Consider the following 19,831-nt stretch of genomic DNA (forward strand, 5'->3'; position numbering starts at 1 on the left):
TTTATAAACCGTTTATACCGGCCTGGTATTGTTTTTCAGATTCAGCTTCATCCAGCATTTTCTGGTCATTTATATATTTTTTTCGCCTGGCCATCACTACGCTTTGTTTATAGTCAAGAAACGCGATGATGATAAAAAGAAAAAAATACATCACCATGCTTTTCTGTCGGATTATGATTCCCATATTTGAAAGCGTTGCAGACAAGGCAAAAGAAGTGGCCAGGAACGCCACCGCACAGGTTTTAACAAGTGCCGAACTTACTCGTATAAATTTGAAAAAGCCTGGTTGAAAAAGATTAGCTGCCAGGAGAATGTAAATAACGTTCTCAAATGAAACTATCAACCCCGCAATTCCCGGTGCATCAAAGAAAAGTGGTCTGAACCAGAATGTAAAAAGTTTCAGAACAAGCGGATAGTTTGAAATATCAACTCCTGAATTTGACTTTGCAAGCTCACCGGATCTTGTTGTCGAAAACTTGTCAAAACTTTCAACAAGGTTTTCTGTATCAAGACCAACAAAATTCATAATAGTATTATACATGAGCGCAAGGGTGATGGCAACTCCAAAAAAGACAATGGCTTTCTGGTAACCCGGAATTTTTTGTCTCCCTGTAAACATGCCCACAATAATGCCCACTGTCATAAATAAAAACACATGTGGCCGAACATGATAAACGATGACAAGTCCCAGTATCAGGGCTATTTTCCGTTTATTTATTTTGCTCAGACCATACATGGTCATCGCCAGTCCCCAGAATATAATGGAACCTTTACCCAATGAGGATGTCCAGTAATGCATGTTTGGCAGGAAAATAAACAGGGTGATCATATCAATGCCCTTTTTACTGCCGCCAAGTGATGTATTGGCCAGGAACCTGTGCGGATATACAATGTTTTCCTTGAAGAATATATAAAAATAAACAAAGCCCCAATACCCCAGGTATGTAAACAAAACCATCATCATCTCGTAGCTAAATCCCAGATGTTTGATAAATGGATATCCTACGAAGTCAATAAAACGGGTACCCGTGGTATAAATCGAGAGCCAGTCCCAGTGCTCATACAATGACCTTAAGTAATAGCCAACCGAATCAGACCTGGAATTCATGACCATGACATAGTAAATACCGGCAAATAAAATATGGTACCAGTAAAGGCCCTTCATGAGGTTGGTATCAAACCATGGTTTGCCCCGCCTTAATGAATCGAGGATTGGGATAGTTATTCCAAACAACACAATGATTAATATAATGGCTCCTATCACTTAAATTATTTTAGTGTTTCACTATATATTGTTTCAAGCTCGCCCACCATCTTTTCCATGCTAAAATTGCTGATAACAGTTTTTCTTGCATTTTCTCCCATTTCACGGATCATTGCCCGGTTACGGATAAATGGTTCGAGCTTTTCTGCAAGCATCATCGGATCAGCAACCGGCACAAGGACACCGTTTAACCCATCCTTTACCAACTCGCTGATTCCTCCTGCCTCTGTACAGGCAGGCATTACTTCCATACTCATGGCCTCTAATAAAGCTATGGGTAATCCTTCAAATTCTGAACTCATCATAAATATATCCAATGCTTTCAGATAAGGTCTTATTTCCGTTTGCAAACCTGCAAAATGCACATATTCTGCTGTCTGCAATTCCGCCGCCTTTGCAAAAATTTCCTCCTTCAATACACCATCACCAATGATGATGAACCGGACATCCGGAAAATTTCTATGAATCCGGTGAGCGATTTCCAGCCAGGTAGTTAATCTTTTCTGAGCCCGGAACACACAGGTTATACCTATTAATACAGATTCCCGGGGGATATTAAACTGCTTTCGTATGTCAGAACCTCCCTGGTAAGAATCAGAAAATTTTGTCGTGTTGATACCATTTAAAACAACCTGCACTATTGGTCTGCTTTTTTTGTGGTGGCTTTTTATTGAATTGGCTACTTCCGTCGAAACCGCAATCACCCGCTCCTGGCTGGAGTAGGTTATTTTATTTAGATGATAGGTGAGTTTATGATACCTCTCCCATAAATTATGTTCTGTATAAACCACGGGAACACCGGCTAGTCTCCCAACAATCCTGCCGGTTATACCCGCCCAGGGAAGGTGACAATGAATCAGCCTGATCCTGTTTTTCCGCACATATGATATTATAGCCGGGATTTTCGCCATGATAGCGAGGTTATTTTTGGCGGAATAACAAGTGACCACTCCTCCTGCGTTTTGGATGGCTCCTACCATCTGGTCTTTCCAGGGGATGAAATAAATATAATGAAACCGGTATTTCGACTGATCATGTTTAGCCAGCGTTTCGGGTAAAAGTGTTTCTGCCCCACCCCTTCCAAGCGACTTAATAATATGCAGTATATGTATCGGTTCGTTACTTTCCATTTTTAGACTTCCTACTTAATTTGTTATTTTTTGATCAGGCTGTGGTATGCATCTACGAATTTTTCAGTTATGGCAGAATTGAGGTATTCTGATTTAACCAATCGGTATGCATTCTCATTAATCGCATCAGCAGGCTGATTCACTGCTTTTAATACCGCTGCCACAAATCCTGCTTCGTCATCTTTTTGCACCAGGTAACCGGTCTCATTGTTAATCAGGATTTCACCTATGCCGCCTACATTATAAGCTACTACCGGTGTCTTACAATAGAATGCTTCCAGTATAACCCCCGGCAAACCTTCTATTATGCTTGGTAAAACAAGCAAATCGGCTTGTTTGATCATTTGCATGGCATCTTTCCGGAAGCCATGAAAGATCACTTTATCGTTCAGACCTTTTTGATTTACCAGTATTTCAATTTCATCTTTCAGTATACCGTTTCCGACTAACTCGAGGGTGGCGGGATGACCAGCCTTCAGTATTTTTTCAAAAATGCTGATCAGACCCTTGTGGTTTTTTTCAAAACTAAATCCTCCGACATGAATGATGCGAAACGGTGCCCCGGGAAGCCTGGCTGTTTTTTGAATGGCTCCAAGTTCGGGTTCTTCAATGCCTATTGGTATGTTGACAATAGGGTTCGGGAAGTTTGGAAAGATTGCTGAGAAATCTTTTGCTGAAGTTTTACTTACCGAAGCTACCAGGTCAGCATAGCGGAAAAAAAAACCGTTGAATAATTTCGCTGTCTGCGATTTTATATAAAGACTAATAGTGCTGGCATTCCTGAAAACTATCGGTTGTTTCCATCGGTAAAATAACTTTGAGGAAACTGCATATTTAAGCGTGTCGCCGGCATTCGCCTGTATCAGATCCGGTTTTTCTTTGTCAATGATTTCTGCCAGTTTTTTCCAGGCGGTCCTGTCAAATAAACGCCTGGAACTCCTGCCACCTAAATAGAATTTTTTTCCGGTGAAGGGTAAAGGTGCCTCACCAGGAAACACAAATACAAGTATTGCGTCATGCCCCGCTTTATTTAAATGCGAAGCCAGCTGGGAAGCAAACATCTCTGCCCCTCTCAATTGCGGTTTCTGAACAAGTTGAAGAATTTTCACTGTTGTGCGGCGATTTTATGATGCAGGTAATTTTCGAACTGGTTCACAATATCACTCAGTTCAAAGCTCGTTTTCGCATATGCATAACCGTTTGCCGCATATTCATGTGCTTTTTCCATATTGTTCTTATACCAGCTCATAGCCTTGAATATTTCATCCGGCGATTCCGTTCCGAATTCATAGCCAGTCTGCAGATGAGTTATAATCTCCTGGTTCTGTGGTATATTAGTTGCAAGCACAGGCAGTTCCGCAAACAAGGCTTCTACGAGCGCTCCGCTAAATCCTTCCATGATGGATGGAAATACAAAACAATCATAATCCGCCAGGATATCCGGAACATCTTTCCTGGCTCCCAGTAATGTTACTTTTCCTTCCAGTTTTTCGGTTGTGATCAAGTTGTTCAACTCCCCTTTAAGTGGTCCGTCTCCAATAATTGTGAGGGTTGCATCAGGATGCAGATCCACAAATTTCCGAAAGCCCAGTATTAGGTAGCGATGCCCCTTTACAGTGAACAACCGGCTGACATTTACAAAATTTATGGTGCGATTGAATGGAAGATTTCCTCCGGGTCTGCGTTTTATTTTAAAACTGTCGCGCCCCCGGTTAATAACTTCAATCTTTTCAGGAGCAATTGCCAGGTGAATGGCATTTGCTTCTTTTATGGCCTTCGAATTAGCCACAAAGCCAACACAATACTTACTGGTATAGCGGTTAATTGATTTGAAAACATTAACAAGCTTCCTTGCTTTCCAGCTTAAATGCTGATTGTATGATGGAGTGTAAAGATCATTTACAAAAGTACCTAACACCGGTACATGATTGAACCTGGCCACAAGTCTTGCTACTATCTCAGACCTGGTTAAATAGGCGACAATCAGATCCGGCTTTTCCTCGCAGACAATTTTCTTTAGTTCCTGGTAAGCCCTGACAAAACCGTATTTCTGCTTAATATTGAGAGAATACACTTTCTTTCCATATTCAGCAAAACGTGGCTTTAATGCTTCGCCCGGGTAAAGATGGCAAATCACTGATTCCGTATTTACAAATCGACTGCTATTGGCCAACAGGCTCTGTTCAGCTCCTCCCAACTGGAGGGTATCTATAACAAACAGGATTTTTTTCTTCCCTTCAGTATACATCATAAAACAGCGCTTAATTGGAACGTTTGCTATCGAATGTCAGTGACTTGGGGTCAAGGGTTTTTCCTTCAACTCCTCTCAATCCATGCCAGATGCCGGTTATTCTTAACCGGACACGTTGGAAGCGATCCGGTGCAAAAACAGCAGCGCCGATTAATAATTTTGATTGCAGGTAAGTATATTCCAGTAAACGCTTCAGCGAGAAATATTCCTTCAAAATAAGCATCTGGTTACGGGATGAATAATATCCCCGCCAAAGGGTGGCTTTGGTAAAAGAACCCTGGCCACCAAGATGCAACCTGTTCACAGGGCCGAGGTTTAACAAGCCGATTTTATAGCCATGTTTTTTTAGCCTGATAATGTATTCATCGTCATCACACATCATGAAAAACCGCTCACAGGTAGTACCGATCTTCCTGACCACATCACCGCGGATGATAGCTCCATCCACCAGCGCATAATCAACTTCAGTTAATGGCTGGGTGGTATTAACTTTTCTTTTCGTTCCAAACCGGATGTTGGAGCCACTTAGTCCGACCAATGCAAAATCAGATTTGCTGATATTTGTAACCAGGTCTTTTAAGACGTTACTTTTATAATACGAATCATCGTCGAGTACCCAGAAATAATCAAAGTCTCTTAACTTCAGCCCAAGTTTCATTCCTTGTGAGATAGCATAACCAGCACCCATGTTGTTGTCCAGGTGAATTGTTTTAATGCGCTGGTCGATCAGTAAAGTCTGAAGATATTCTTTGGTACCATCGGTACTGTAATTATCTACTATAATGATATTTGTAGGTGGATATTCCTGGTCCAGAACATGTGCAAGCGTGGATTTTAGAATTTCCAGCCTGTTATAAGTGACCATGACGGCACAAACAGTATTATTCATTAAAGGGTGTTGAAAAGTGAATGATTACATAAGCCCGTACTTGAAGATCCGGAAATAATTCAGGATCCTTGTCGGGTTATGTTTGATGGCTTTCATCAGATATTCGACGGATTTTTTTCGATCATTCATCTTGTAATTCGAAAATGCGATCGTTGCGCAGATATTTGAAATCTCTTTCGGATCGTGTTTTTTCAAAAAAGCAAAATGTTTTTTCAGGAATTGAGCACCACCATCACTTTTTCTTTGCCAGTTTGTACGTATTCGTTCACCGGCATGTATATTTATTTGAATGAGGTATTTGCGTATTGTTACAATTTTATAATTTGTTTTGCGGATCTGGTCAATCAGGCGATAGCCGAGATCGGTCTGGATATTAGCCCGCAGATCTGCATCGTAGCCGCCAATAGCATTAAAAAGTTCTTTGCGGATAAAAAGTGAACCGCAGGTAAATTTAAGCATCATTTTTTCACCAAACAGGTGAAACTCGCCCAGGTCCTCTTCGATGATTGATCCATCCATAAACTTCCTGATCGCACATGAACAGGCAATGCCGGTATCATCCTTCATTTCCTGGATTACAGTGGCCAACCATTCAGGATAGGCTTCGTCATCACTATCAAGGAAGGTAATAAATTCTCCTTTGGCATTACTTACGCCCACATTAAGGCTTGCCGCCTGTCCTGAATTTGCTTTTTTAACATAGCTGATCCGTGAATCCTGCAGAAATGGCCGGATAGCGTTTTCGGTATTGTCGGTAGAACCATCATCTACAATAATTAGCTCCCAGTCAGTAAAGGTCTGAGCCTGGATGCTTTTGATGGTTGTCTGGACTAGCTGTTCCCGGTTATAAGTTGGAGTTATTATCGAGATCATTACCTAATACTTTTTTATAAGAATGATTTGGGTTATGCAAGTCAACAGCTGTTTACACAGCCTGTAACATCACCATTTTTTTGAACCTGGTCGACTTCGAAATCATTTCATCAAAGGTGCCTGAAGCAGATATTTTACCGTCATCTAATAAATATATAAGATCAGCATTTTTGATCGTTGACAAACGGTGAGCAATAACTATCATTGTATAGCTGCCATGAAGTTTTTCAATGTTCTCCTGGATAATTCTTTCGGTTTCTGAATCAAGGGCGGAAGTTGCCTCATCGAAAATTAATATCTCGGAGTTTTTATAAAGCTCCCTCGCTATAGAAATACGTTGTTTCTGCCCGCCGGAAATCAGCATGCCATTATCTCCCAACTTTGTCTTTTCTTTATCAGGAAGAGAATTTACAAAATCACTTAACGAAGCCATTCTAACAATCTCCAGGAAGCGCTTAAGATTCTCCGGAGTGCGATCTGCCCAGAATGTGATATTGTTAAATATATCGTCATTAAAAATTACAGACTCCTGCGATATATAACCAATCTTGTTACGGTAAGTTGCAAGATCATACTCTTTTAATGGGACGTTGTCAATTAAGATATCACCGAGTTGCGGTCTGTATAAACCTGCAACCATATTGGCAAGCGTGGTTTTGCCGGATCCGCTTTCACCAATAAATGCAATGGTTTGTTTTGCAGGAATACTTACTGTTATATCATCCAGCGCCTTTTTGGAGTCATAACGAAATTCAACATTCCTGAATAAAACTTCTTTTTCAAGTTTTGTAAATTCGATGATCCCTGTAGCTTCCCGGGATTTTGTAAATTGATTGCTCAGCGTACTTACAGCTTCCATACCACCACTATTCTCAACAAAGCCGTGCCACTCATTCTGTAATGAAACCAGGAAAGTGAGAGCCCGGTAAAAGAACAAAAGACTCGCAAGAATCGTAGTCAGATTGGTGCCCATCCAGCTTACCTGCACCAGGATCACTAAAGCAACAATGGTGATAATGATGGGCTCTTTTACACTTACAGCTATCGCTTTCATGTTACCCATCTTTTTGTTCAGGCCCTCGGTCTCGTCAATTACTCTTAAAAGTTTGCCGGAATATTTCGAAAAAGTATTTGTTGATTTAAGGTATTTGAAATAATGAATAGACTGAACGAGAAACCCGTTAAAATCGCTGCCTTTTTCTGAAAGTTCTGCGGAAGCCTTTTTTGTTATACTGAAGATTTTCCGGTAGATAGAATTTGACAATGCTGCGCCCACACCCACAAGTAAAGCGAATTGATAGTTTGCCAGGAAGGCCAGACCAATATAAGTGGAAAGCATCACAAACATCTGGGCAGAATTGAAGTATAGGGTCATCGTGTTAAACAACCTGGTTACTTCCCCGGTAAGAATATTCTGAATTTTTCCGGCATCGTGTTTAATAAAAGCACCATAGGATAGATTTTGCAGATCATCAACCAGTTTATACCTTACTTTCTTTATGAAAAATTGCCTGATAGATGCATAGAAATTCAGCTGGATGTATTTAAAGATTCCTTTCAGTACAAATAAAGAAATCAGGATCATCAATACTGTAGTAAGGTTCATGGTAAGTCCCATACCTTCCATCATGTTTATAAAACCATGCAATTTCCCGAGGGAACCATTATTTGATGAATTTGATGCGCCTGACTCAGAAACAGATTGTAGCAAAGGGATAAACATTGCCAGACCTAATCCGTCCATAATACTGATCACAATACTCAGCAACAAATACAAAAAGAACCTGGCGCCAACAATGCGATAGTAAAATTTAAAATAACCCCAAAACGAATTTTTATAAGTCAGATCCATCATCATGTTTTACGTGAAAACTATAATTCTTTAGCTCATGCGTTTAAACGCCTGCTCCAAGCCTTTTTCTTTTACCTTGCTTTTTGCCATAAGCATGGCCATATCCATATCCTCCATATTTGCCACCGCTGCTAAATGCTTTTCCTTTGATTCCGTTAATTATAATTGACAAGGATGGCAATCTTTTTTCTTCATTTAGTTTGTTCACGAGCTTGATGGAGCTACGGAGTGAATATTTGTGCCGCACAACAAAAAAAGACATATCTGCCCATTTTCCAAGTGTAAGTGCGTCAGAAACTAATCCAACCGGTGGCGTATCAATCACGATCACGTCAAAATGAGCTTTCAGGTAGTCGAAAAGCTCTGTCATCCTGCCTCCCAGTATAATTTCTCCAGGGTTTGATGGCAAGGGGAAACCTGAGCTAACAAAGGATAGATTTGGAAACTCCGAAGTTGGATGAACAATATCTTCTATCTCAACTTCACGCGCTAAATAATTAGCCAGGCCGGTTGTTTCAGCAATATTCAACTTTTCTGACAATCCCGGGCTACGTAAATCGAATTCAAGGAGAACTACTTTTTTGTTCCTGATGGCATAACTATTGGCAAGGTTCAGACTCACAAAACTTTTTCCTTCCTGGCTGATAGATGAAGTAACCAATAACACTTTGGCAACCTTATCCTGGCTGAGGTAAGATATATTAGTCCTCAGCGTCCGGAATTGTTCTGCCGAAGCTGAAACCGATTCCGCCAGCATTACCATTTCGGATTCACCACGGGAATAGTCAATTTCGCCTGCAACATTAATTTTTGTTGCCGCTTCAATTTCTTTACGGGTTTCAATTTTTTTATTAAGCAAGGTGATAATCAGGATCACAACAGCAGGTATCAATATCCCGCAGCCCAGTGCAATCTGATAGATCAATAGTGGATTCGGTTCACGGGTTTTCTTATTCATACGGGAATCGATGATCCTTGATTCTGCAATTTCTGCCGATGCAAGTTCAATTTCCTTTTCTGATTTTCTTTCCATCAGGAACATATACACGGCCTGTTTCAGGTTGAGTACGCGATTAACCTGCACATAACTTTTCTCCTTACCTGGAAGTGTGCTGAATCTCGATGATGTTGAACGTTCCTGGCTGGAAAGAAACGTTTCATTCGCTTTAAGTTCCTGGCGAAGATTGCTGCTACCTTTTAATATGTTGGAACGATAGTCTGACAAAGTCTGGTTGATAGACTCAAGCCTTGGATCAAGTGCTGTTCCTTTTTCGAGGATATCGTTTTTCTGATTTACAGTCCCATTATATTTAGCAATGAGATCTGTTAATACGGGATCCATGATGCCGGTTGTGCTGATGATTTCGTCTTTACTCGCACCAATTTTCACATTGTTCTCCATCATGTTCAGCATCTTCAGCTTAAGGTCATTCTCGCTCTTTTGTTTATCTATAACCTTCATATCACCGAGCAATTCCGTTGCTGATTGGGAAACATCGTTTACCTGGTTGCTTGTTTTGAAATTACTGACTATGCTCTCCTGCTGGTTCAATTCGGCGGTTACTTCATCAAGCTGTTTTTGCAGAAAAGTCATTTCAACACGAAGCGCCTTGTTTTTGTAATCAAGGTTTGCAAGGTCATAACGGTAAACAAGAACTTTGATGAGTTTTTCTGCTCTTGAAGTAAATTCATCTGTTACTGATACCTGCAACATATCTGGCCCACCCTGTGGTACAGGCCCCACTTCAATTCTCCCCATGTATTTTGCAATAATATTGTCCCTGCCAACAAGCTGGAGATCGTATTCCAGGCCAGCCTTGAAACCACTTTTTTTGGCGATTGTAATCGTATCAGTGCCCACCTTGAGTGGTACGCCATATCTACCGGTGATACCTGAAGTTTCGGTAGTTACTTTATATGCTTCTTCATTGAAGGTAACTGTGTACAAAGGGCCGTCGGCATTGGAATCTGCCATTTTTGCCTTCACTGTAAAAGGAACTGAATCAAGGCTAACCGGCTGATGTTTTACTGTTTCATTTGATGTAAGTGAAACCTGCAGGTTCAGCGAATCTACTGCCTCTCCAAGTGTGGTACCTGATTTCAGCTTAAATATTTCACTACTTATATCCAGACCCGAGGAGCTGCTTTCAGAACCAGATGCACCAAACGGTGTTCCCCCAATCAGGTTCTTAGCCTCAGTTGGTTTCTTAATCAGCACATAAGTTGATAATTTATATAAGGGCTGTGTATATCGCAGATATAATACAGCTCCAACACCAAAAACCAACAAGGCAATGATGAACCAATAAAAGTTTTTCCCTAGTTTGGAAAAATATGTTTTGATATCAAATCCGCCACCGGATTCCTTTTCGTCAATAAATGACTGCTCCATGATTTTTGTTTTTAATCGTTATTTCCTTGTATTATCAACACAAGGCTAACTACACTTAAAGTAAGTCCGAGTAATGTACTGAACAGAACCGTTTCCTGTTGTATGACTGTATTTGAACGTGGAGGAACAATAAGTACATCTCCATGTTGCAGTTGAAATGTTTCTTTATCAAGGAGAACATCTTTTTTCCTCAGATCGATCTTTGTAATACTCCTTTTTCCTGCTGCCTGTCTGTATAACTGGATATCGTAGCGTTTTGCGGTTATCGGAAGGTCTCCTGCAGCAGCAAGTCCATCAAGTATTGAAGTTCTTTGTTGCGGGAGAGTGAATGTACCGGGGCTTCTTACTTCTCCCAACACTGAAATTCGGAATGTGATAAACCTTACATCTACCATAGCTTCCTTCATATATGGAGAGGCCAGCTCTGTAAGTTTATTTTTCAACTGACGCGCAGTTAAACCATAAACCTTTAGTTTGCCAAGCATAGGAAACTCGATGAAGCCCTGTGGATCTACTATCTGACCGGGTTCACCTAAAGTTGGTTGAACACCTTTCCTTGTGAAAAACAAAGCTGCTTCCGGATCCTTTCCACTAAATGAAATATCGAGCTGATCACCATATTCAATGGCCCTTTCTTCCTGTGGAGCAGGTGGAAGATCCACAATGTCACTCTCCGGCAAATCCTGGAAATAGCGTAGTTTTTTAGCAGTAGTGCAGGAGGTGAGACATGCCGCTACTACCAGGATGATCATTGAAATTCGGGTTAAACCCGGAATGAAACGAATCTTCATATACAGTTTTTGTTTTTAAGGGTTAGCCAAAAATAATATTATTTTTTTTTATCTACTAATCACCATCAAATTTTGACGATACCAATCAAATGCAAGGCCTAAACCCTTTTTTACGGATACTCCCGGCTGATAGCCTATCAATTCGCCGGCTTTGTCTATATTCGCAAGGCTATGTTTGACGTCCCCTTTTCTGTTTTCCCGGTAGACCGGCACCAGACTTATGCCAGCCAGAATCTTAATCTCATTCCACAGTTCGTTTAGAGTTGTTCTTTCGCCAAACGCAATATTCATAACTTCATGTTTGTCGATTCCTTCGACCAGTAATCCTTTAATATTGGCTTGTACTGCGTTTTCAACAAATGTAAAATCACGGCTCGTTTCGCCATCACCGTTAATATATGGAGCTTCACTCTTCAGTGCAGATTCGATGAATAAGGGAATTACCGCTGCATAGGGTCCTTTCGGATTTTGTCTTGGACCGAACACATTGAAGTACCTTAGTCCAACTGCATGAAAGTCGTAAGTGCTTGAAAAAACATTTGCGTACAATTCATTAACGAATTTTGTAACCGCATAAGGCGAAAGCGGGTTACCAATCTTATCCTCGAACTTCGGCAAACCAGGATGATCGCCATAAGTACTGCTGCTGGCAGCATATACCATCTTTTTCACTTTCGCATCCCTGGCAGCAACCAGCATATTCAAAAAGCCGCTTACGTTGACCTCATTGCTCGTAATAGGGTCATTAATTGATCGCGGTACAGAACCGAGTGCAGCCTGGTGAGACAGATAATCGATACCTTCAAGGGCTTTACGACAGATTTCCAGTTCGCGGATGTCACCTTCAATCAGTTCGAAGGAAGCGTTTTCAAGAAAAGGCCGGATATTTTCATGCGTTCCGGTACTGAAATTGTCAAGCACACGAACCTTTCCCGCTTTATTCTTTAACAGGTATTCAACGATATTCGAACCGATGAAACCTGCCCCTCCTGTTACCAGGAAAGTATTGTTTGAAATGTCGCCTGAATGAAATTTCTGTTCGTACATAATTATATATTACAATATGTATAGGTTACAATCTTGCGTCAGTCAGATTTTTGTCAAGTAATCCCTTTACGTCAAACAACACACAAGATTCACCACAAAGTTTTTTAACCATCGGGTAATTGAATTCTTTGTGCGCCACCGCAAGTATCACAGTATCATAAACCTTATCAACCGGTAATGATCCGAGCATATTGATGTCATATTCGTGTTTCACTTCTGTTGCGTCTGCCCAGGGATCGTATACGTCAATATTAACCTGGTATTTTTTCAACTGGTCAATAATGTCAATGACTTTGGTGTTTCTTACATCCGGACAATTCTCCTTGAATGCTATCCCTAGTACAAGGGCTTTGCTGTTTGCTACTGCTATGCCTTTACGGATCATCAGTTTCACAACATTCTCTGCTATATACGCACCCATGCCGTCATTAAGCCTGCGTCCGGCCAGGATTATTTCAGGGTGATATCCTACTTCCATTGCTTTTTGGGCAAGATAGTAAGGATCAACGCCGATACAGTGACCGCCAACCAGTCCGGGTTTGAAATTCAGAAAATTCCATTTTGTACCTGCCGCCGCCAACACTTCAGAGGTATCAATGTCAAGATGATTGAAGATCTTGGCAAGCTCATTTATGAAGGCAATGTTGATATCGCGCTGAGCATTTTCGATAACCTTTGCAGCTTCTGCCACTCTAATAGACGGAGCCAGGTGAGTTCCGGCAACAATTATGCTACCGTAAAGCTCATTTATTTCCTTTGCTGATTCAGGGGTTGAACCGGAGGTGACTTTTTTGATTTTGGTAACTGTGTGTTCCTTATCGCCCGGATTGATTCTTTCAGGAGAGTAACCTACAAAGAAATCTGTATTGAAAACCATTCCTGAAACTTTTTCGAGCACGGGAACGCACTCATCCTCTGTTACACCCGGATAAACGGTTGACTCATAGATAACAATATCGCCTTTTTTCAGCACCTTACCAACTGTATCGCTGGCCTTATATAATGGTGTGAGATCGGGACGATTGTATTTATCTACGGGGGTAGGTACAGTGACAATGTAAATATTTGCAGATTTAAGCTCTTCAATATCGCTGGTAATTAAGATACCGTTTCCTTTTTCGGAAGAAGAACGCAGAACAGATATAAGATCTTCGTTGCTGACTTCGAGAGTATAATCATTGCCCGAAAGCAAAGCGGCGACTCTTTTCTGATTGATATCAAATCCTATTACCGGATACTTCTTCGAAAATTCTATTGCCAGGGGCAATCCGACATATCCAAGGCCAATGACGCCGATAACTTTTTGTTCCATAAGGTGCTTGTCCCGTTTATTTTAAATTTTGTTTGGTACTTTATTTAATCATTTCTTGTTCCCGACCAGTTCACAAATTTTCAACTTTCAAATCTTATCAGTCACTAAGAATAATTATAAATGGATTATACGTTGAGTGCTTATTCGTTACCGGGCACAAAACATAAGCCTGCACTAAGTATATTGGATATATCAGTATCTACTATCAGGAACATACAATAAGCAATGAAAGCCAGGAGGTATTCGAAAGGATGTCAGGTAAGCTGTAATTACACAGGATGTTGGTGTGACCGAATCATTTCTTAATGTAGTTGTGTGGTTTCAGGATTTTCCAGAGGATGGGGAGGATAGTGTAGATTAATTAAAATCAGGCTCAAAAGTAATAATATTTCTTAAATAATGAAATAAAAGCCAAAAAACATTTATATGGCGATGTTGGTGAACTACTACCAGGTCGTGTTCATAATCAGTGCTTAAGGGTATTAATCAATGCTTAAGGGTACTGTCATTAACCGGGATAATCGATTGTAAATTTATAAAAGAGATTAAAATATATATGAGGTAGTTCTACGGTATTGCACTTATAAATATTTAGAGGTATTTTGGTCTGTCTAAGTCCTCTGATTTACTGATCTGGCTATTACATTTCCAGTTTCCCGGATTATTAATTGTCTTCCCAATTCAGTTTCAGTTTACAGAAGCTAAACCAGGAGTTTTCGCACAAAATGTAATATCAACTCAGTTTAATCAGGGCTAGCTTAACTCTTTAATAATCCGTCATGACCCCAGGAATCCTCCAGGCCAGTTCGCCAGTTTTGGTGCACCAGCTGGTAAACACCCAGATCACCACGAACTCCACAGGAATTGCAATCCGCTTTGGTCCTCAGCAAGTCACTTATCAGCAGCTTGATCAAAAAGCAGGCCGGATAGCCTGGTTATTAAATAATAATTGTCCTGACGAAGAAATAATCGGAATAAGTACTACACGTTCTATAGAAATGATAGTGGGCGTGCTGGGAATTTTAAGATCCGGCCGGGCCTATCTCCCACTCGATCCGACTTATCCCCCTGACCGGGTTTCTCAAATAATAAAGGAGTCTGCTGTTAAAAGTTGCCTGGCTTCCGGAAAAGACCATGATGTTTTAAAAAACACAGGCCTCAAAATGATTTCATCCGGCAATGAAGAAAATGTTGCTGAATATAGTGCCCGAAATTCTATCGGTTCCGGAATACCGACCCTTGCGTATATTCTTTATACTTCCGGTTCAACGGGAAAACCAAAAGGGGTAAGTATGGGACATGCCGCTCTTGTGAACCTACTCGATTGGCAGGCAAAGGAGTCAAAAGCCGGCCCCGGAACAAATACTTTACAATTTGCACCACTGAGCTTTGATGTTTCTTTCCAGGAAATATTTTCAACTCTTACAACCGGTGGCACCCTTGTACTTGCCGGGGATGATATAAGACTGGATCCTTTTCGTTTATTGGCGCTAATAAAGGATGAAGCCATCAACAGGGTATTTCTTCCGTTTGTCGCACTTCAGCAGCTTGCCGAGACTGCCGGAACAAATAATTATTTTCCCGGCTGTCTCCAGGAAGTAATTACTGCTGGTGAGCAGTTAAAAATCACCCCTCAGCTGATAAAATTATTTTCAGGAATACCCGAATGCAAACTATTCAATCAATACGGACCAACTGAAGCACATGTTGTAACCCAACTTGTGCTTGAAGGTGATCCTATCCACTGGCCCGCTTTACCTGGAATCGGAAGCCCCGTTAGCAATACGCAGATTTTTATCATTGATGAACACAAACAATTACTTGAAGACGGTGAGACCGGTGAACTGATTATCGGGGGTATATGCCTGGCAGAAGGATATTTGAATCAGCCTGCATTAACTGCCGGAAAGTTTATTGACTGGCAGCATCCACGCTCGGGTAAAATGCGGGTGTATCTGTCGGGTGATCTTGCCCGTTACCTTCCTGACGGTAACATTGAATTTCTTGGAAGAAGCGATGACCAGGTAAAGATCCGGGGGCATCGCGTTGAGCCCGGCGAGATAGAAGTTATCCTTAACAAATATCCTGATGTTGAACAGGCAGTAGTAATTGCCCGTGAAAACAAGTCTGGTCAAAAAAGACTACTTGCCTATCTTAAACCTGGTAAAGCAGAAATTAATTTGAATGCAGTGCGTGCCTATCTTGAAAGCAGTCTGCCACAATATATGGTGCCTTCAGCAATTATGCAGGTGGAGCAGTTTCCGAAAACAACCAGCGGTAAGATTGACAAAAAAGCACTGCCTGATCTTGAAATAAAAAGGCCGGATCTTGATACTATATACATTGCCCCTGCCACCGACACAGAAAAAAAGATTGCCGGCGTTTGGGCCTTCCTGTTAGAGATGGATCGGACAGGTACCCTGGACAATTTTTTTGAACTGGGTGGTAATTCGTTGCTGGCAGTTAAAACGATTGTTGAATTAAGAGAAAAATATGGCCTGGAATTGCCTGTAACCAAACTATACTCCCGCCCCACTATAAAAGATCTTGCATATTTCCTGGATCATGGTGAAACCCTAAATCAGGAAAAAAATATTAAACAGGGTCCGGCAACATATGATATTGCTGTAATCGGCCTTGCCGGCCGTTTTCCCGGTGCAGGCAACGTTGAGGCCTTTTGGCAGAACCTTGTAGATGGAAATGAAACGACAAGTTTTTTTTCCATGGAAGAACTAGATCAATCGGTTCCGGTTGAACTGAGAAATAATCCTGCTTATGTAAAAGCCAGGGGTGTATTGAACGATGCAGACATGTTTGATGCTTCTTTCTTCGGTATCAATCCAAATGTAGCTTCCCTTATGGATCCACAACAAAGATTGTTTCTTGAAATATCCTGGGAGCTACTGGAACAAACCGGCTATCTGCCTGCTCATTTTAAAGGAAGCATAGGTGTCTTTGCAGGTTCGGGCAATAACACCTATTATTTTAATAACGTTCAGTCAAACACCGGTCTCATAGACCAGGTTGGTGCATTCCAGGTAATGACGGCTAATGAGAAAGATTATATTGCTACCCGCACAGCTTTTCAATTAAATCTGAAAGGGCCGGCTATCAGTCTTAATACCGGTTGTTCCACATCGTTACTTGCGATCAGCCAGGCAGTTGAGAATATCAGGTCAGGAAGATGTGATCTGGCAATTGCCGGAGGCGTTGCAGTTACCGTTCCATTAAAAAGTGGTCATCTTTACGAAGAAGGAGCAATGCTTAGCAGCGACGGTCATTGCAGGCCCTTTGATGCAATGGCCGGAGGCACAGTCTTCAGTGATGGTGCAGGTGTGGTTCTGTTAAAAAAGCTGAATGAAGCAGTCACAGACGGTGATACGATCTATGGTATTATTAAAGGTATCGGTGTAAATAATGACGGAGCCGCTAAAAGCAGCTTTACTGCACCTAGTGCTGCCGGGCAGGCTGCCGCAATAAGACAGGCCATTGACGAAGCCGGAATAGATGCAGCAGAAATTGGCTATATAGAAGCACATGGCACTGCTACTCCCATTGGGGATCCGATCGAAATCGAAGGGCTGAAAATGGCGTTTGGCGAGCAGACTGTTAAGCAGTATTGCGCCATCGGTTCAGTTAAAAGCAACATGGGACATCTGACAGCAGCGGCCGGCGTGGCGGGTTTTATCAAAACAGTGCTGGCCCTGTATCATAAGCAGATACCCGCTTCCATAAATTTCAACAGTTCAAATCCACAGATTGATTTTAAGAATAGTCCATTTTACGTCAATAGTGACTTACGGTTATGGACAACCGATAAAAGGGTCGCCGGGGTCAGTTCGTTTGGCGTAGGCGGTACGAACGTTCATATTTTAATTGAGTCTGCGGATGCTGGGGTGATTCATTCGTCAGATCCGAAACCAGCCCAACTGCTGCAGTTTTCTGCGAAGTCAGTGGAAAGTATAATCGGATATGCTGATAAACTTAATGATTTTCTTGATCGCAAAAAAGATATTTCCTTACAGGACGTAGCTTTCAGCCTCAGATCAACACGTCAACCATTTAATCAGCGAAGATTCGTGGTAGCGAACGACAGTAAAACCGCGATCGATAAACTGCGATCACCAGCATTTCCAGGAGAGCAAGTTTTAAATAGAAATGCTTTTGACAGCGTTGCTTTTGTGTTTCCGGGCCAGGGTTCACAATTTGTGAATATGGGTAAGGAGCTCTATCAGCATGAACCGATATTCCGGGAAGCTGTGGATGAATGTGCATATCTGCTATATGAGTTCATGTCTGAAGATATACGGACAATTTTATTTGATGATACCACTATCAAAAAGGTTCACCACATAAACAACACCAGGTACACGCAGCCAGCCATGTTCATATTTGAATACGCGCTTGCAAAACTTTGGATGAACTGGGGCATTAAACCATCTGCATTTATTGGTCATAGTATTGGCGAATTTGTGGCGGCTCATTTATCGGGTATTTTCAGTCTGGGCGATGCAATCAGGTTAATTGAAGCCCGGGGCCGGTTAATGGCTGAATTGCCACAGGGATCTATGATATCTGTTCTCGCCGGTTTTGAACAGGTGATGACCCTGATTCCGGCTGGGTTATCTGTTGCTGCCGTAAATAGCCGGAAGATGACAGTTGTTGCTGGACCAACTGAAGATATTGACTTCTTTTCTCTTAAACTTAATGAAGCCGGTATAGGCAATAAAAAACTGGTTACCAGTCATGCTTTTCACTCTCATATGATGCAACCGGTAAAGCTCCCATTTGAAAAGCTTGTTGGTTCATTGACCATTAACAAACCAACAATTCCAATCTTCTCGACGGTTACCGGTAAGTTATTATCAGATTCAGAAGCGATTGATCCGGCATATTGGTCGAACCACCTGATGGCTACTGTTCGTTTTGCCGATGCCGTTGAGGAATTGTTATCCGGCACTCCTACCGCTTTCCTCGAGATCGGACCGCGCAATGTAACCACAACGCTTGTAAAACAACAGGCCGGCGACAGACAGGTTTTAGCAATTGCAAGCCAGCACCAGGAAGCCGGTGTACATCATGCCTATGCAGAGATTCTACAAGCGGTGGGACAGCTTTGGGCAAATGGAATCTCTGTTGATTTTTCAAAGCTCACAAATAAAACCAATTCCCGCCGTGTGGATCTGCCTTCTTATGCATTTGACAAAAAGAAGTATTGGGTTGAAAATGCGACGGCACAGGCTATAACAGGGATGCATATTCGCAGGAACAACAATGAACTTCTTTCCCCGGTTCAGAATCGACCTGCATCTTCAGGAACTTACGATGGCCAATCCGGAACGACGAGAAAATCTTCATTAATTATAGCAATCAGGAAGATTCTTGAGGAAGCTACAGGTTTTGATATGGTTGATACTCCTGCAAGTACCGGTTTTATGGAGGCAGGACTCGATTCATTGTTATTGACACAGGTCGCTTTAACATTAAAAAAACGATTTGCTGTACCGGTTTCTTTCCGTCAGTTAAACGAAGAGTGTAACACAATAGAAAAGCTGGCAAACTACTATATCGACAAGATTTCGCCGGATGCTGAAACGTCTGCACAGGAAATACAGGAGTACAATCAGGTTACCAGTCATGCACAACCGCAAACACAGTTCATACAACAGCAAAAGTTCATACAACAGCGGCTCTTGCCGCAAAGTCCTGATCAGCTGGCAAATGATCAGCCTTTACTTAACCAGATACTGCAGCAACTCCAGATACTGGCACAGCAGGTCGCTCTGTTACAGGCAAACCAAACGCTGCCACAACCCGGCGAATCTTCTGCAAAAATAGCAAAGCATCAAAGTGCTGCACTGCGAAGCGAAGCTTCCTCAAACAAAGATTCAGACAGCTATCGTATTGATAATGAGCCCCCAGTGCCAGGTGCAAAACTTGGCAAAGATGATATTGGAAACCCTGCCTGGTTTATATCAAATCCGGCGCAACCTGGTGGATACCTCCAAATCCAAAAAAATTAAAGCATCT

12 protein-coding genes are annotated in these 19,831 nt (G+C 41.7%); 1 reads left to right on the forward strand and 11 read right to left on the reverse strand.

The genetic code is table 11. The annotated features are described in order from the left end of the window. Position 1: 1 nt before the first annotated feature. The 11 genes from VK664_RS10010 to VK664_RS10060 are packed head-to-tail and all read right to left on the reverse strand — an operon-like array spanning position 2 to position 13,801. The gene (locus VK664_RS10010) at positions 2-1,264 is read right to left on the reverse strand and encodes a hypothetical protein (RefSeq protein WP_461398511.1); all 1,263 of its coding nucleotides are present in this window, start codon (positions 1,262-1,264) and stop codon (positions 2-4) included. Positions 1,265-1,269: 5 nt separating this feature from the next. Beyond that, positions 1,270-2,394, reverse strand: a complete 1,125-nt coding sequence (locus VK664_RS10015; protein ID WP_461398512.1) for a glycosyltransferase — start codon at positions 2,392-2,394, stop codon at positions 1,270-1,272. Between the two features lie 23 nt (positions 2,395-2,417). Continuing rightward, positions 2,418-3,503: a glycosyltransferase gene (locus VK664_RS10020; protein WP_461398513.1), complete on the reverse strand. Its 1,086-nt coding sequence runs from the start codon at positions 3,501-3,503 to the stop codon at positions 2,418-2,420. Further along, positions 3,500-4,645, reverse strand: coding sequence for a glycosyltransferase (locus VK664_RS10025; protein WP_461398514.1), 1,146 nt, complete (start codon positions 4,643-4,645; stop codon positions 3,500-3,502). The genes VK664_RS10020 and VK664_RS10025 overlap by 4 nt, the downstream gene beginning before the upstream one ends. A 10-nt stretch (positions 4,646-4,655) precedes the next feature. After that, a complete protein-coding gene (locus VK664_RS10030) occupies positions 4,656-5,534 on the reverse strand; it encodes a glycosyltransferase (protein WP_461398515.1) in 879 nt (292 codons plus the stop codon). 24 nt (positions 5,535-5,558) lie between these two features. After that, positions 5,559-6,407: a glycosyltransferase family 2 protein gene (locus VK664_RS10035; RefSeq protein WP_461398516.1), complete on the reverse strand. Its 849-nt coding sequence runs from the start codon at positions 6,405-6,407 to the stop codon at positions 5,559-5,561. Between the two features lie 52 nt (positions 6,408-6,459). Further along, entirely contained in the window at positions 6,460-8,265 is a 1,806-nt protein-coding gene (locus VK664_RS10040; protein WP_461398517.1) for an ABC transporter ATP-binding protein, read from the reverse strand. A 37-nt stretch (positions 8,266-8,302) separates the two neighbouring features. After that, positions 8,303-10,651 carry a polysaccharide biosynthesis tyrosine autokinase gene (locus tag VK664_RS10045; protein ID WP_461398518.1) on the reverse strand — a complete coding sequence of 783 codons (2,349 nt, stop codon included), beginning with the start codon at positions 10,649-10,651 and terminating at the stop codon, positions 8,303-8,305. 11 nt (positions 10,652-10,662) lie between these two features. Further along, positions 10,663-11,442, reverse strand: a complete 780-nt coding sequence (locus VK664_RS10050) for a polysaccharide biosynthesis/export family protein (RefSeq protein ID WP_461398519.1) — start codon at positions 11,440-11,442, stop codon at positions 10,663-10,665. Between the two features lie 48 nt (positions 11,443-11,490). Continuing rightward, entirely contained in the window at positions 11,491-12,489 is a 999-nt protein-coding gene (locus tag VK664_RS10055) for an SDR family oxidoreductase (protein WP_461398520.1), read from the reverse strand. 25 nt (positions 12,490-12,514) lie between these two features. Continuing rightward, positions 12,515-13,801 carry a nucleotide sugar dehydrogenase gene (locus VK664_RS10060; RefSeq protein ID WP_461398521.1) on the reverse strand — a complete coding sequence of 429 codons (1,287 nt, stop codon included), beginning with the start codon at positions 13,799-13,801 and terminating at the stop codon, positions 12,515-12,517. A gap of 779 nt (positions 13,802-14,580) precedes the next feature. Between VK664_RS10060 and VK664_RS10065 the strand changes: the two genes are divergently transcribed. After that, positions 14,581-19,824, forward strand: a complete 5,244-nt coding sequence (locus VK664_RS10065) for an amino acid adenylation domain-containing protein (protein WP_461398522.1) — start codon at positions 14,581-14,583, stop codon at positions 19,822-19,824. Positions 19,825-19,831 lie beyond the last annotated feature (7 nt).

The sequence above is a fragment of the Flavitalea sp. genome (assembly GCF_035489435.1).
GTDB lineage: Bacteria > Bacteroidota > Bacteroidia > Chitinophagales > Chitinophagaceae > DATHKG01.

What these genes read in the sequence shown, in the direction of transcription:
- VK664_RS10015 (WP_461398512.1), bottom strand. Translation starts at nt 2,394, where the DNA reads ATGGAAAGTAACGAACCGATACATATACTGCATATTATTAAGTCGCTT.
- VK664_RS10025 (WP_461398514.1), bottom strand. Translation starts at nt 4,645, where the DNA reads ATGATGTATACTGAAGGGAAGAAAAAAATCCTGTTTGTTATAGATACC.
- VK664_RS10030 (WP_461398515.1), bottom strand. Translation starts at nt 5,534, where the DNA reads ATGAATAATACTGTTTGTGCCGTCATGGTCACTTATAACAGGCTGGAA.
- VK664_RS10035 (WP_461398516.1), bottom strand. Translation starts at nt 6,407, where the DNA reads ATGATCTCGATAATAACTCCAACTTATAACCGGGAACAGCTAGTCCAG.
- VK664_RS10040 (WP_461398517.1), bottom strand. Translation starts at nt 8,265, where the DNA reads ATGATGATGGATCTGACTTATAAAAATTCGTTTTGGGGTTATTTTAAA.
- VK664_RS10045 (WP_461398518.1), bottom strand. Translation starts at nt 10,651, where the DNA reads ATGGAGCAGTCATTTATTGACGAAAAGGAATCCGGTGGCGGATTTGAT.
- VK664_RS10050 (WP_461398519.1), bottom strand. Translation starts at nt 11,442, where the DNA reads ATGAAGATTCGTTTCATTCCGGGTTTAACCCGAATTTCAATGATCATC.
- VK664_RS10055 (WP_461398520.1), bottom strand. Translation starts at nt 12,489, where the DNA reads ATGTACGAACAGAAATTTCATTCAGGCGACATTTCAAACAATACTTTC.
- VK664_RS10060 (WP_461398521.1), bottom strand. Translation starts at nt 13,801, where the DNA reads ATGGAACAAAAAGTTATCGGCGTCATTGGCCTTGGATATGTCGGATTG.
- VK664_RS10065 (WP_461398522.1), top strand. Translation starts at nt 14,581, where the DNA reads ATGACCCCAGGAATCCTCCAGGCCAGTTCGCCAGTTTTGGTGCACCAG.